This window comes from Sphingobium sp. (genome assembly GCF_041987595.1).
In the GTDB taxonomy this organism is placed as follows: Bacteria; Pseudomonadota; Alphaproteobacteria; order Sphingomonadales; family Sphingomonadaceae; genus Sphingobium.
The window spans coordinates 39,826-53,292 of sequence record NZ_JBHIWJ010000022.1 but is presented as its reverse complement, the minus strand read 5'-3'; the positions used below and the strand labels follow the sequence as shown (position 1 = coordinate 53,292).

Genomic DNA, 13,467 nt, shown 5'->3' with positions numbered 1-13,467 from the left:
GGGAAAGCGCAGCCCAAAAGCAGCCTCGAAAACCGATCGCTCCAGATCATGATCGTTGCGCTGATGGCGCGGCAAAATAGGCAGTGCGCCGGAAAGGATCGTTCTTCCAATCAGCTGTCCGATGCAAGCCGCAGGCTGGCGGCCAGATGATCGATGAAGGCGCGCACCGCAGGAGGAAGGCCGCGCCGCGTGGTGAAGACGACATGGACGATGCCCACGCTGGTATGCCATTCGGGAAAAACGCGCACCAGCCGCCCGTCGACCATTTCCGGCTGGCAAACATGGTCTGGCAAGAGGGCGACGCCCAGTCCCGCGACTGCCGCAGTCTTCAGCGCTTGAAAATCGCCGCACGTCATTCTCGGCTCATGCCGAACACAGATGGTGGTGCCGTCGGGGCCGGTGAGGTCCCATTCTATCGCTCCCTGATCGTCCGATGAACTCAGCGTGGGTAGGTGGGCAAGGCGATCGACAGGCGAGCCGGTACAGTGGTTCAGAAGATGGGGCGACGCCACAAGAATGCGCTTCGAATAGCCCAGTGTCCGCATCGTGAGGGCTGCATCCGTAACGAGGTCTGTCCGCACGCGCAGCGCCACATCGATACGTTCCCCGATCAGGTCCACCGGCCGGTCCACGGCCAATAGCTGAAGCCGAACTTTGGGATAGCGCGCCAGAAAGAGCGGCAGGGCATCGTACAGGGAGGCAAGCAGGCCCGTGGGGCAACTGAACCGGACAAGGCCATGTGGTTCCGCCTTCGCCTCCGCCACGACCGCCTCCGCCTGTTCGGCGTCGAGGACGATGGCCCTGCAGCGTTCATAAAAGGACCGACCCACTTCCGTAACCCGGAAACGGCGCGTCGACCGTTCGATCAGCCGGACGCCCAGCCGCTCCTCCAACAGAGCGATCCGGCGGCTGATGGTGGACTTGGAACTCCGCAGGATGCGGCCGGCGGCCGCAAAACTGCCGCAGTTCACGACTTCGACGTAAAGGGCATAGTCGTTGAGATCGCGCATCGTTCCATTCATGAGACAATGAGTGCCATAATGACCGTCTACTGCAAGGATAGTTCCGAAAATATCTCTTCTGATGTGGCAGGCATTGCCACGGAACGAAAGGCACAGGAGACAGAAGATGAGCAGGAAATTCGAAGGAAAAGTGGTGGTGGTCACCGGCGGCACCAGCGGCATCGGCCTCGCTTCGGCGCGGCATTTCGCCGAGGAAGGTGCGACGGTCTATATTTCCGGACGTCGCGATACTGAACTGGCTGAGGCGGTGAAGAGCATCGGCGGGGATGTGACGGGCGTGCAGGCCGACATGTCGAAGCTGGCCGACATCGACCGGCTCTATGACACGGTTCAGCAAAAGCACGGTCAGATCGACATTCTGTTCGCCAACGCGGGCGGCGGCTCGATGCTGCCACTGGGCGCGATCACGGAAGAGCATTATGAGGATATCTTTGGCCGCAACGTGAAAGGCCTGATCTTCACCGTACAGAAGGCGCTGCCGCTGCTGCGGGACGGGGCGGCCGTGGTGCTGACCGGATCGACCGTCTCCATTCAGGGCACAGCCGCGTTCAGCATCTACAGCGCCTCCAAGGCGGCGGTGCGCAATCTGGCGCGCAGTTGGACCGTCGACCTCAAGGATCGCGGCATTCGCGTCAACGTCATCAGCCCCGGTCCGGTCCGCACGCCGGGTCTCGTCGAACTGGCAGGTACTGATGCAGCCGCACAGCAAGGCCTCGTGGACTATATGGCTGCTCAGGTCCCGCTCGGCCGCGTTGCTGAACCGACGGAAATCGCAAAGGCAGTGGCCTTTCTCGCGTCGGACGATGCCAGCTTTATCGCCGGAGCCGAGCTTTTCGCGGATGGCGGGATGGCGCAGATCTGACAAGGCTGGCATGCGGCAGGCCTGCCATCGGAGCGGCGGGGAATCGCCGCTCCCCTTGAGTTGCGGCATTTGAACATGCGGCAGATATCCGCTTCCGCATGGCCAAAATCCGCGTACCCACCGGGTTGTCGAGGTTGCTAAAGGCGAAATTGACTTTGGAGGGCGGCAGCCGATGCGTAATCAGTTCGTCGAGCTTCACGATCACGGCCCCGGCTGCTGCCCGTACAGGAATTACTTCATCGTCGGAATGACGAAGCTCTGGTCGATCACCGCGCCGCCGGTGGGCCAGCGCTGCGTGATCTTCTTGGTCCGGGTGTAGAAGCGCACGCCGTCCATGCCATATTGGTCGAGATCGCCGAAGCCCGAACGCTTCCAGCCGCCGAAACTATGATAGGCGACCGGCACCGGGATCGGCACGTTGATGCCCACCATGCCGACCTCGACCTGCGTCGCGAACTTGCGGGCGGCATCGCCGTTGCGGGTGAAGATGGCGACGCCGTTGCCATATTGATGCTTGGTCGGATAGCTCAGCGCCTCCTCGAAGCTCTGGGCGCGCATGATCTGAAGCACGGGGCCGAAGATTTCGTCCTGGTAGCTTTTCATTTCCGGCGTGACCCGGTCGATCAGGGTCGGGGCCAGATAATAGCCCTCCTCATAGCCCTGAAGCGAGAAGCCGCGACCGTCCACGACGATTTCCGCGCCTTCGTCCGCCGCCATCTGGATATAGCTTTCGACCCGTGCCTTGTGCTGGCCGGTGACGAGCGGACCATATTGGGCGTCGGGATCGGTCGGGATGCCGGGGCGAAGCGTTTCGATGGCGCTCACCAGCTTCTCGCGGAACGCGTCGGCCGTGGCTTCGCCGACCGGCACCACCACCGGCAGCGCCATGCAGCGTTCGCCCGCCGAACCATAGGCGGCGCCGACAATGTCCGCGACCGCCTGATCCATGTCGGCGTCGGGCAGGATGATGCCGTGATTCTTCGCGCCGCCCATGCACTGGGCGCGCTTGCCGTTCGCGGCGGCGCGTTGATAGACATAGTTGGCGATGTCGGAGGAACCGACGAAGCTGACCGCCTTGATGTCGGGATGGTCGAGAATGGCGTCGACGATTTCCTTGTCGCCATGGACGACGTTCAGGATGCCCGCGGGCAGGCCGGCTTCCAGTGCCAGTTCGGCGAGGCGCACCGGCACGGATGGGTCGCGTTCCGAGGGTTTGAGGATGAAGGCGTTGCCGCAGGCGATCGCCATCGCGCTCATCCACAGTGGGATCATCGCCGGGAAGTTGAACGGGGTGATGCCCGCCACGATGCCCAGCGGCTGGCGCATCGAATAGACGTCGATGCCGGGACCCGCGCCTTCGGTATATTCACCCTTCAGCAGATGCGGGATGCCGCAGGCGAATTCCACGACTTCAAGGCCGCGCTGGATATCGCCCCTGGCGTCGGCGATCACCTTGCCATGTTCGGACGACAGCAGATGGGCGAGCTCGTCCATATTCTGCTCGATCAGTTCCTTGAAGCGGAACATCACGCGGGCGCGGCGCTGCGGGTTCGTCGCGGCCCATTCGGGCTGGGCCTCGCGTGCGCTGTCGATCGCCTTTTGCAGATGGGCCGAATTGGCCAGCTCGACCTGCGCCTGCACGGCTCCGGTCGCGGGATTGAGGACGTCCGACAAGCGCGCTCCGGCGAGCGGGGCTGCTTTGCCGTGAATGAAATGGGTGATGGAACGCATTTTCTCGCTTCCTCTCCTGACGAAATACCGGCGAACTATAGACGGCCCGGCTTTGCAGCGATACCTGTAGGATGACACATTGGTTGTGCGGAAATGCCTATGCTCAATTCCGATGAACTGCGCCTCTTCCTTGCCGTGCTGCGGGAGGGCAACATGCTGGCCGCCGCCCGGCGCGTGGGGGTGGATCATAGCACTGTCGCCCGCCGCATCACCAGTCTGGAGAATGCGCTGGGCGCCCGGCTTTTCGACCGTTCGCCGCGCGGGGTCACGCCCACGCCCGCCGCCTTCGCGCTGGTTGCCCATGCCGAGCGGATCGAGACCGAATTGCTCGCCGCCGCCGCCAGCGTTGCGGGCCGCGACCGGGAGGTGGAAGGCACGGTGCGGCTCGCGACGCCGGAAGCCTTTGCCAGCCATATGGTCGCGCCCCACGCCGCCGCCCTGCGGACGCGGCATCCCCGGCTGATGCTGGAACTGGCCTCGGAGAGCCGCGCCGCCAGCCTGTCGAAGCGCGAGGCGGACATCGCCGTCATGCTGAAGCCCCCGCCCAAGGGGCGGCTTGTCACCCGCAAGCTGGCCGACTACCGGCTCGGCCTCTATGGGGCGAAGGACTATCTGGAGCGGGAGGGGGTGCCCATGTCCCGTGCCGACCTCAACCGTCACATCTTCGTTTCCTATATCGAGGAACTGGCCGGATTTCCGGAGATGATCGCACTCGACCAGATATTGCCCGGCGCCACCATCGCCTTTCGGGCCAGCTCCAGCGCCGCGCAGCATGCGGCGGTCGCGTCAGGCATGGGACTGGGCGTGCTGCATGTCTTTGCCGCCGCGCAGGACGATCGGCTGGTGCCGATCATGCCCGGCCAGATGGAGGTGTGGCGCAGCTATTGGCTGGTCATGCATGCCGATCTGCAACGCCTGCCGCGGGTGCGCGCCGCGGCGGATTTTCTGGATGAGGTCATGCGGACAATGCGCGACCGGCTGTGACGAGCGATTTTCCTATCGCCGCCCGTTGAAGATCGAGATCCGCCTGGGCCGTTTCAGCTGAACCGGCTGTCCCAGTTCGCGCTCCAGCATGGCGAGCATCCAGCTACGGTGGCGGGCAAGATAATCTGCGAAACCTTCTGGCTGGGCCGGATCGAAGACGGGCACATCCCAGTCGGCTGGCTGTTCCAGATAGGGGAGGATCGTTTGCCCGGCGCCGTCGTCCGGCAGATCCACATGGCGGCCGGCATAGCTGTTGCGTTTGAAGCGGATCGACCGGACGGGCAGAAATCCCGCCCGGATCAGATAGTCCGGCCCGCTGCGTCCCGTTTCGCTGCCATAACGCGCGGTGCCTGCGACCCTGAAGACATTGCGCTTGAACCGGACATTGCGCGCCCAGCCGTCCCATTGCGTGGCGACGATCATCTGAACATCCATGGCTTCGGCAACATGGATGACATTCCGTTCGATCAGCACATCGGACACATTGCCCGCCAGCTGGAATATCCGGGTCCCGTCATTGCGGCTGACATTGAAGCGGGCGACGGTTCCCCTGTTGCCGAGATTGTCCTTCCCATGCCGGGGGGAACAGACCAGCAGAAAGCCGCCCGCATTGTCATGGCTGTAATTGTAAAGAAAGGTCGTGTGCCGGGAATTGAAGTCGGAATCGAACCCCTGACCGTCATAGCGCGTGCGCGTGAAGGCGGCTTCGTTCAGCTGGATCAGGCTGTTGTCGGTGCTCCACTGCCAGATCGCGGCGGTATAGCCGGGCGCCCGGCTGCCCGCACGGCGCACGATATTATGCTCGATCAGCGCCCCGTCCGTGCCCCTGGGCACGATGCCGTCGCCGCCAATATCCTCCAGAAAATTGTCGCGGATGACGACGCCGCTGCTGGGAAACCAGTTCTGCGCCGTCACCCGGTCGCTGATCCCGGCAATGCCCGATCGGTCGGCCCGCCAGATGATGTTGCGTTCGATCAGCAAGTCCTGAAAGCGCGTGGGCACCTTTTGCCCGATGGCCCGAAAGACGATGCCGCCATTGTCCTTGCGGTCGTTCGTGCCGCGCACATCATGAATGTAAAGGTCGCTGATGCGGATGCCGCGCGTGACGCCCCTGTTCTGCGCCGACACCAGCACGCCGAACCGCGGAGCCGGTTCCGGGCCGTCATTGGTCAGTTCCAGCCCGCTGACGGTCACATGATCGGCGTTGATGATCGCCACCGCATGAGGGGATATGCCGCCTGCATCGATGCGGGGCCGGGGGCCGCCTTCGGCAGCGCGGACGCTGATGGGCGCGCCGTTCGTGCCCGATCGCGTAAGGGTAAGCGGTTCCCGCCATACCGATCCCGCCGCCAGCAGAACATGATCGCCCGGTTTCAGGGGAAAATTCCCGACCCTCCCGAGCGTGCGCCAGGCGCGATCCGCCGCAGCGCCGTCGAGGCTGTCGTCGCCCGTCACGGAATTGACGTAATAGGTTTCGGCCCTGGCGGCCGGAAGAAAGGCAAGCGCCAGAGCAAGGGAGCAGAATTTCACGGCCGCACCGAACATGGATGCAGACTATTTGAGACGGGCGCTGCCGAATGCAAGGGAAATGGCGGGAGCGACCGGCCTGGCGGGGTGCATAGGGCATCCCCTCATTTGATGACGAAGGGGACCCGCAGGGTCGTGCGGAGATCGGCGGCGTCATCCGTGGCGCCGACCTCGACGATCCAGTCGAGCGTTGTCCGTTGGGTCGCGCGATAGCTGATACCCATCAGCAGGCGCCCGATCTGAAGGTCGCGCGTCTTGCTGGTGATGGGCGCGCCCATCGTCTCCACGCCGTTCATGATGCTGATCGGGCGGATCCGGCTTTTGGTCGCGAACTGCCAGTTATGGGCATAGGCGAAACTCATCGACAGTCGCGGGTTGAGCGAGAGGCCGATGCCGATCGTCGCATTGGGCGCGCCGCCCGGTTCGACCCGGTCGATCTGGGCGTCGCCGATCCGCGTGTCGACGTTGCGGCCGAAATTATGGGTATAGCCCAGCACGCCGAACAGGGTCGCAGGATCGCTGGGCATCAGCAGGGTCAGGCTGGGCTGAATGCCCCAGAACCCCGATCCGGTCGCCGATTTTTCCGCATTGCCCAAAGCGTCGCGGCGCAGGCCGAAGGGGTCCGATCCGGTCGGCGCGATCAGTTGCAGCCCCGCAATCATATAGGGCCAGCCATTATGGCCGTCGGTCAACTGGTAACGGGCCTGCAACTCGATGTCGCCCAGCCCCGACCCATGGGTGGAGGTATCGATGGTCCCTGCGCCCGACTGCGGCGGGTTCTGCACCAGCGGCACCAGCACGGCGGTATCCCGGCGATAGACCCAGGGCAGCCGCGCCGAGATTTCCAGCCGGTTGGTAAGGCCCAGACGCGCCGTCGCGGCGGCGGTCAGTATGTCCTGCCTGCTTTCGTTGATGTCGAACACGCCGACCAGCACCGATTGCGGAATTTCTATGCCGCGGAAGACGAAGCGGTTGCGGTCCGACCGGATATATTCGACCGACGGTTCGATCACCAGCCGACGGGGTCGCGACAATATCCCGCCCTGATCGGCCAGCACGGCGACACGCGGCGTGGTGTCGCTCTCGGGTGGCCTGATCCCGACTTCAGGCGCGGGCGGCTGATTGCCGACGAACTGGCTGCCCTCCACGATCGGCAGAAGCGGCGCGGTCATCGGCAGGCCTTCGGCCCGCATCCGGTCGAGCAGCGCATCCTCCAGCAGGTTGAGGCGCTGCCTTTGCGCGTCGAGCGCATGCTGCTGCGCCTCCACCGCGCTGCGTTCCTGCGCGATCTGGCGCCGCAACAGCAGCAGATCGGTGCCGGGCGGGTCGGGCGGCAGGGGATCGGCCCGCGCCGCGCCCGACAGGGCGATCAGACCATATGCGCCCAGCCAAAAGCCCTTGCACCGCATTTCAATATCCCCCTCTTGCCGCAGCGCCCGCCAGTAAAGCGTCGAGCCGGAGCATCATTGCGCTGGTGGGTATCGCCGAATGGCGGATGTCCAGATCGACCGTAACCATGGTGTCGATCACCCGGTCGCTGACCGTGTTGGCGACCAGCGCGCCGGTGACCGACCCGATCATGTGCCGCAATTCGATGCCGTCGCCGGTCAGGAGGACGGTCGATTGCGCGTCAGACTGGCTGAGCTGGACCGTGCCCCACCGCGTTGCGACCGGCGCGCCATTGGGCAGGAGGGCGATGGGCTGCCCTCCGCTAACCGGCGACGGCCCGGCGCCCTGCGTGATGCGGACGAGGGACGATCCGTCCGGACCCGACACCCGGATGCCGGTCACGCTTGCCTGCCGCCGCATGTCGCCGCCGGTATAAACGGTCAGATGCGATGTATCGTCAATGCTCAGCATGGTGCTGAGCGCGAGGCGGCCGTCGATCAGCGTGTCGACCGTGACGCCCAGCCCGATGTCCATCCCGTTGGGCAGCAGGAAGCCGCCGCGGATATCGCCGAGCCGGGTGTCGGCCACGATCGGTGCCTGCGCGAAAGGTTCGGCATGAGCCGGGGCCGGCGCAAGCGAAAGCAGCGCCATGATGCCGGGGAGAAGAGTGAGTGCACGCATCGCCGCCCTCCTCGCTACATTTCGACCGGGAAGGGCGGCGCGCGGACCAGCGCAAGCGTCTGGATGCTGACCGGCTCCATCGCCGGGGTTGCGCGGCTGCGCGCCACCAGCGCCCATTCGGAGTCGCGACCGAAGCTCTTCTTGCCGTCCTCGACCGCGTCGACCAGCGCGAACAATATGCCGTTCCACATGGATCGGAAGCTTTTGACGTCGATCAGGCGGATGCCGAGCGACGGGTCGCCGACCAGCACCTGCCCGTCCTCGACGCCCTTGACCACGACGAAGTGGCGATAACCCCGGACGTCGATCAGCGCGATGCCGGGAACGCGGGTGCGCGCGACATCCTCCAGCGTGACGACGTAGCCTTCCGCCCGGACGCCGCGCGCGCCCAGATAGCGTTTCATATCGAGCAGCGAAAAGCCCAGCCTGCGGATCTGGGCGCGGTCGCCATTCTGCCACATGCCCATGAACACGGACTGTTCGCTGGCATCCTCGCCATAATGAAAGCGCAGCAGGGTTGCGAGCGCGGCCGAACCGCAGCTGAAGTCATAGCGCTGGTGCACCACGGTCAGGAAGCGCCGCTCCGCCATGCTATGGACGGGCACGGCGACATCGCCCGCCGCCAGCGGCACGGTGCGTCCCGGGGTGTCGATGACGGCAGGGCCGCAACTGCCGAGCGCCAGCGCCGCGCCGGTCGCCGCCGCAGCATTGACTATCCGCGATTTCCGGGTCGTCGGACCTGTCGCCCGACCTGAAATCGCTTCAGGGCTGAATCGCGACATTGACCGTCATCGCGCTGTTGATGGCGACATTATTGCCGGTGTTGATGTTGAACAGCGCCAGCCCGTTGAAATTGTCGAGCGCGCCCGTGCCGATGTTGACCAATCCCGTGGTGAAATCGCCGGTGATGCTGTTGCCCTCGACCGTGCTGGTGGACGAGACGGTGGTGCTTTGTTCGACCAGCCGGACGTCGGCCATCCCGCGCGCCTGCGCCAACAGTCTGTCAGGGACGGGGGCGGCGGCTGGTTCGGCTTGCGCATGCGCAGGCAGGACGGCCATATGCAGGAAGGCGACGCCAAGCGTCGCCGCGGTAAAGCGGTTCACGGCTGATCTCCCTTCACTCCGGCGCCGGAAGCAAAGCCGGCCGCCCCAGGGGGACAGGGCGGCCGGCGTACGCCTTACGGCGTCAGGGTCAGCGTGCCGATCGATGCGCTTACATTCACGCTGGCATTTTGCGACGCGTAGAAGCCGGTATTGACGTTCATCGCGCTCAGGCCGGCGAAGCCCGAGAAGGCGCCATTGTCGAAAGTGGCATCCCAACCCATCAGTTGCGATCCGGCGCCGGCTCCGCCTGCGCCACCCGCGCCGCCTGCTCCGCCTGCTCCGCCGGTCCCGCTGGAACCGCCCGCGCCGCCCGCGCCACCGCTCGTGGCGCCGCCATTGCCGCCGTCACCGCCGGAATCGGAACCGCCGGAGCTGCCGCCCCCGCCCGAACCGCCGGAACCGGACGAAGACGAGTTGGTCAGATAGACCTCGCCGCCTGACACCGTCGCGGCCAGATTGGTCGGCGTGGTCATGCTGGTGTAGCTGTAGGTGGCGGTGCCGCCATTGTTCGCGGACCCCACGCCGCTCGCATCGCTGTTGTTCGAACTGTCGGTCCAGGTCGAGCTGTCCGTCCAGCTGGAGCTGTCGGTCGCGGTGGTGCTGTTGCTGGCCGTATTCGTCGAGGTCACCGTCGCGCCGTTATTGGCGCTGATGTCCGACTGATTGCCGGTCTGGGCCAGACCAGGTGCCGTTGTCAGCGCCAGCGCGCCGAACGCAACGCCGATATACAGGAAGCGCTTCATGACATCTCCTCCATGCGAATTTGGGCGGCCACGGAGTTTCGCTGATGATCCGAAGCGGGAGTTTTCGGCCGGGCGGCGAAATCGTGACGGAAGCTATATAAACCCCGTCGCGGCTCTGCGCTTAGCCCCAGACGGGATCCTGTGCTCTCCTCAAATGCGGAAAATCGCTACCCTCAAATGGGGAGGCGGCTCATGTCGCGATCAGGGATCAGCCGATATGGACAAGGCCGCTCAGAATGGAGCGGACCAGTTCAGCCTGACGATGCGTGCCGGTCTTGGCAAAGACCTGCTTCAGATAGGCGCGGGCGGTTTGCGTCTGGATGTGCATGCGGCTGGCGGCGTCCTCCACCGTGGCGCCCTCGGCCAGATGCGCGGCCAGCGCCGCCTCCGTCGCGGTCAGGCCGTGCGCCCGGCATAGCGCGTCCACCATGGCTCGCGATTCCCGGTCGGGATCTATCATGTAGAGCGCCAGCGTCGGCTCGCTGAACAGGTCGGGCGGACTGCCCAGAGAGGTCACGACAGCGATCAGCGGGCGGGCGCGTGCCCGATGCAGCAGCAGGACACGGAACCTGTCCCCGGAGCCGTTATCGTGCCGGATCGCGGTTTGTAGCCGCACGGCATCGTCGAAGTCGGAGGCCGATATGGCATGACCGGCGCGTCGGATGCCGTCCCCCGCATCCAGCAGGCGCTGCGCCCGCGCATTGGTGAACCAGGGCACGCTGTCCGAATCCAGCAGGACAAGGCCGAAATCGCAGCGGTCGATGGCTCGCGCCAGCAGTTCGCGCTGCGCCGCCTCCCGTTCGGCCTGGCAGAGCAGCGCGAGGAACGGGTCGACCCAGTCGCTGAGCTGCGTGCGGAGGTTTTCGTCCCAGCCGTTCGGGTCTTGGCCGGCACGGCACGCCGTCAGCACGATAGCGTGCGACGGCGCTGTGCGGCAGGAAAAGGACAGGCGCGCCAGCCCGGTGCCGTCGCACAAGGCTGCCCTGGGCCATTCGATTCCGTTGTCGTTCCGTTGTGCGCCCAGATCGTCATCGATCGACGATGTTATGGCCGCCCTCAGGCTGTCGGGCATGTTGAGGGCTGCGAGGATATGGGGCGGACGGCTTTCCCCGCCATGCAGCGTCACCATCCCCATCGGTGCGTCCAGCCGATCGGTGACCAGCCTCAACAGCGGCTCGATCTGCCCGCCATTGCGATGCGTGGCCGCAATCTGATCCACGATTCACCCCTCCAATCGACCAGCCGGTGCCGGGAGCAGCGCAAAATATGCGCGGGGCCGCTCAAAATGCAGGGTTCATTCGGCTAATGGCTGACTTTTGCGGCGTAGCCTTAGAGACGGAAGGGACGAGGGGCCGTCGGTCAGTGCCCGCTCGTCTTTCCCTTGCGCGCGAAGCGCAACACGGCAAATCCGGCCAGCGCAGCGATGGTGGAGCCAAGCAGAATGCCGATCTTGGCTGCGTCATTCTGCAGGGTCCCGTCACCGAAGGCGAGTCCGCCAATGAAAAGACTCATAGTAAAGCCGATGCCGCACAAGAGCGCCACGCCATAGATTTGCGACCAACTGGAATCGCGGGGCCGCTCCGCCAGCCCGCAACCGACCAGAAGGCGCACGGCTGCAAAAATACCCAGCTGCTTGCCCAGAAACAGGCCGAGGACGACCCCGAGCGGCACGGGCTGGAAAAGGTCGCCGGGCGAAAACCCCGCCAGCTGCACGCCTGCATTCGCAAAGCCGAAAGCAGGTACGATCGCATAGGCGACCCAGGGATGCAGGCCATGTTCAAGTCGGTAGAGGGGAGAGGTGGCAGCGTCCGGTCTGCCCGGCGTGCGCGTCAGCGGGACGGTCATCGCCACGGCCACCCCCGCCAGAGTGGCGTGAATGCCGGACTGGAGGACGCAAAGCCACACGCCGGCGCCGATCAGCAGGTAGGGCCAGAGCGCCATGACCCCGCGCCGGTTGACGATGACCAGCAGCGCAAGCCCCAGACCCGCGCCGCCAAGGGCCAGCAGATTGATCTCATCCGTGTAGAAAAGTGCGATGATGAGGACGGCGATCAGATCGTCGATGATCGCAACGGCGGTCAGGAATATCTTCAGCGAGGTCGGAACCCGCTTCCCCAGCAGGGCCAATATCCCCAGCGCAAAGGCGATGTCCGTAGCGGTCGGTATGGCCCAGCCGCGAAGATTGGCGGGGTCGTGCCGATTGATCGCTGCGTAGATCAGGGCGGGCACGGCCACCCCCGCGGCGGCGGCAAGGCCCGGCAACAGACGATCGGACCAGCGCGCCAGTTGCCCGTCGATGGCTTCGCGCTTGATCTCGAGGCCGACGATCAGGAAAAACAGCGCCATCAGGCCGTCATTGACCCAGTGTAGCAGGCTGAGGCCGCCCCATTTCTCATGCAATGTTCCGAAATAGGCGCTCGAAAGGGGAGAGTTCGCCACCGCCATGGCTGTCACGGCCGCTGCGATCAGCACGAAGCCGCCAGCAGCTTCCGTGCCGAGAAAGGCCCGCATCATGGAAAATGGGCGGGTGACAAGTTTCGAACCATCCATGGACCGGGCATAGCGCAAAGCCTTTTTCCCGGCCAGCCAGACGGTTATCGGAAATGTCGGGACGGCGCCATGGTCCATGCGCGCTCTAGGCGGGCGACAGGCGCACCCAGAGCGGAGCATGATCGCTGGTCCTCTCCCAGGCGCGGGGCGCGGTGTCCACTTCCGCTTCCACCAGCCGGGACAGGGCCGCCGGGTTGACCAGCACATGGTCGATTCGCAAACCGGCGTTGCGTTCGAAAGCGCCACGCCAATATTTCCAGAAGCTGTAGACCGTCTCGTGCGGATGAAGGCAGCGGATTGCGTCGCTCCAGCCCTGATCGAGCAGATGCTGCCAGCCAGCCCGCGCTTCGGGCGCGAACAGCGCGTCTTCGCGCCAGCGTTCCGGAGCATAGACGTCGAAATCGGTGGGAATGACGTTGAAGTCCCCGGCGATGACGACCGGCGCATCAAGCGCGACCAGACCCGCCAGATGCGCGTATAGCCGGTGCAGCCACCGCAGCTTGAAATCGAACTTCGGCCCCGGTCGGGGGTTGCCGTTGGGCAGATACAGACACGCGACAAGGACCCCGCCGACGGCCGCTTCGATATAGCGGCTTTGCTGGTCGTCCGGTTCGCCCGGCAACCCGCGGCGGGTTTCATGAATATGCCCGATGCGGCTCAGGATGGCCACGCCGTTCCATCGGCTCTGGCCATGCCAGATGGCGTCATAGCCGGCGTCGCGGATGGCTGCCTGAGGAAAGCGATCCTGCGGTACCTTCAGCTCCTGAAGACAGACGATATCGGGTTCCGCCATTTCCAGCCAGCGAAGCAGCACCGGCAGGCGGCCATTGACCCCATTCACATTATAGGTCGCGATTTTCATGGAATGGCGCCA

13 protein-coding genes are annotated in these 13,467 nt (G+C 64.8%); 2 read left to right on the top strand and 11 right to left on the bottom strand.

The features are described from left to right. Nucleotides 1-110: 110 nt before the first annotated feature. A complete protein-coding gene (locus ACFC3J_RS08305) occupies nt 111-1,010 on the bottom strand; it encodes a LysR family transcriptional regulator (RefSeq protein ID WP_375195715.1) in 900 nt (299 codons plus the stop codon). Nucleotides 1,011-1,128: 118 nt separating this feature from the next. Here ACFC3J_RS08305 and ACFC3J_RS08300 point away from each other — a divergent pair, with 118 nt between their 5' ends. Then, nucleotides 1,129-1,884: an SDR family NAD(P)-dependent oxidoreductase gene (locus ACFC3J_RS08300; RefSeq protein WP_375195714.1), complete on the top strand. Its 756-nt coding sequence runs from the start codon at nt 1,129-1,131 to the stop codon at nt 1,882-1,884. A 231-nt stretch (nt 1,885-2,115) separates the two neighbouring features. Here ACFC3J_RS08300 and ACFC3J_RS08295 read toward each other — a convergent pair whose 3' ends face one another. Then, nucleotides 2,116-3,615, bottom strand: coding sequence for a CoA-acylating methylmalonate-semialdehyde dehydrogenase (locus ACFC3J_RS08295; RefSeq protein WP_375195713.1), 1,500 nt, complete (start codon nt 3,613-3,615; stop codon nt 2,116-2,118). 99 nt (nt 3,616-3,714) lie between these two features. Here ACFC3J_RS08295 and ACFC3J_RS08290 point away from each other — a divergent pair, with 99 nt between their 5' ends. Next, the gene (locus ACFC3J_RS08290; RefSeq protein WP_375195712.1) at nt 3,715-4,599 is read left to right on the top strand and encodes a LysR family transcriptional regulator; all 885 of its coding nucleotides are present in this window, start codon (nt 3,715-3,717) and stop codon (nt 4,597-4,599) included. Between the two features lie 12 nt (nt 4,600-4,611). On the opposite strand, the gene ACFC3J_RS08285 is transcribed toward ACFC3J_RS08290, so the two are convergent. From ACFC3J_RS08285 to xth, 9 genes are all read right to left on the bottom strand, one after another. Then, nucleotides 4,612-6,144, bottom strand: a complete 1,533-nt coding sequence (locus ACFC3J_RS08285) for a xylose ABC transporter (protein WP_375195711.1) — start codon at nt 6,142-6,144, stop codon at nt 4,612-4,614. 86 nt (nt 6,145-6,230) lie between these two features. Further along, nucleotides 6,231-7,535, bottom strand: coding sequence for a transporter (locus tag ACFC3J_RS08280; RefSeq protein ID WP_375195710.1), 1,305 nt, complete (start codon nt 7,533-7,535; stop codon nt 6,231-6,233). A 1-nt stretch (nt 7,536) separates the two neighbouring features. Continuing rightward, nucleotides 7,537-8,196 (bottom strand): hypothetical protein, encoded by a 660-nt coding sequence (locus ACFC3J_RS08275; RefSeq protein ID WP_375195709.1) that lies wholly within the window; start codon nt 8,194-8,196, stop codon nt 7,537-7,539. Nucleotides 8,197-8,210: 14 nt separating this feature from the next. Next, nucleotides 8,211-8,978: a C39 family peptidase gene (locus tag ACFC3J_RS08270; protein ID WP_375195708.1), complete on the bottom strand. Its 768-nt coding sequence runs from the start codon at nt 8,976-8,978 to the stop codon at nt 8,211-8,213. Then, nucleotides 8,959-9,300 (bottom strand): hypothetical protein, encoded by a 342-nt coding sequence (locus ACFC3J_RS08265; protein WP_375195707.1) that lies wholly within the window; start codon nt 9,298-9,300, stop codon nt 8,959-8,961. The genes ACFC3J_RS08270 and ACFC3J_RS08265 overlap by 20 nt, the downstream gene beginning before the upstream one ends. Before the next feature lie 74 nt (nt 9,301-9,374). Next, nucleotides 9,375-10,043: a hypothetical protein gene (locus tag ACFC3J_RS08260; RefSeq protein ID WP_375195706.1), complete on the bottom strand. Its 669-nt coding sequence runs from the start codon at nt 10,041-10,043 to the stop codon at nt 9,375-9,377. Nucleotides 10,044-10,251: 208 nt separating this feature from the next. Then, complete coding sequence (locus tag ACFC3J_RS08255) at nt 10,252-11,262, bottom strand: helix-turn-helix transcriptional regulator (RefSeq protein ID WP_375195705.1); 1,011 nt, start codon at nt 11,260-11,262, stop codon at nt 10,252-10,254. A gap of 140 nt (nt 11,263-11,402) precedes the next feature. After that, complete coding sequence (gene nhaA / locus ACFC3J_RS08250) at nt 11,403-12,593, bottom strand: Na+/H+ antiporter NhaA (protein ID WP_375195704.1); 1,191 nt, start codon at nt 12,591-12,593, stop codon at nt 11,403-11,405. An 85-nt stretch (nt 12,594-12,678) separates the two neighbouring features. Continuing rightward, a complete protein-coding gene (gene xth / locus ACFC3J_RS08245) occupies nt 12,679-13,455 on the bottom strand; it encodes an exodeoxyribonuclease III (protein WP_375195703.1) in 777 nt (258 codons plus the stop codon). Nucleotides 13,456-13,467: the final 12 nt, after the last annotated feature.

What these genes read in the sequence shown, in the direction of transcription:
- ACFC3J_RS08305 (WP_375195715.1), bottom strand. Translation starts at nt 1,010, where the DNA reads ATGCGCGATCTCAACGACTATGCCCTTTACGTCGAAGTCGTGAACTGC.
- ACFC3J_RS08300 (WP_375195714.1), top strand. Translation starts at nt 1,129, where the DNA reads ATGAGCAGGAAATTCGAAGGAAAAGTGGTGGTGGTCACCGGCGGCACC.
- ACFC3J_RS08295 (WP_375195713.1), bottom strand. Translation starts at nt 3,615, where the DNA reads ATGCGTTCCATCACCCATTTCATTCACGGCAAAGCAGCCCCGCTCGCC.
- ACFC3J_RS08290 (WP_375195712.1), top strand. Translation starts at nt 3,715, where the DNA reads ATGCTCAATTCCGATGAACTGCGCCTCTTCCTTGCCGTGCTGCGGGAG.
- ACFC3J_RS08285 (WP_375195711.1), bottom strand. Translation starts at nt 6,144, where the DNA reads ATGTTCGGTGCGGCCGTGAAATTCTGCTCCCTTGCTCTGGCGCTTGCC.
- ACFC3J_RS08280 (WP_375195710.1), bottom strand. Translation starts at nt 7,535, where the DNA reads ATGCGGTGCAAGGGCTTTTGGCTGGGCGCATATGGTCTGATCGCCCTG.
- ACFC3J_RS08275 (WP_375195709.1), bottom strand. Translation starts at nt 8,196, where the DNA reads ATGCGTGCACTCACTCTTCTCCCCGGCATCATGGCGCTGCTTTCGCTT.
- ACFC3J_RS08270 (WP_375195708.1), bottom strand. Translation starts at nt 8,978, where the DNA reads ATGTCGCGATTCAGCCCTGAAGCGATTTCAGGTCGGGCGACAGGTCCG.
- ACFC3J_RS08260 (WP_375195706.1), bottom strand. Translation starts at nt 10,043, where the DNA reads ATGAAGCGCTTCCTGTATATCGGCGTTGCGTTCGGCGCGCTGGCGCTG.
- nhaA (WP_375195704.1), bottom strand. Translation starts at nt 12,593, where the DNA reads ATGGATGGTTCGAAACTTGTCACCCGCCCATTTTCCATGATGCGGGCC.
- xth (WP_375195703.1), bottom strand. Translation starts at nt 13,455, where the DNA reads ATGAAAATCGCGACCTATAATGTGAATGGGGTCAATGGCCGCCTGCCG.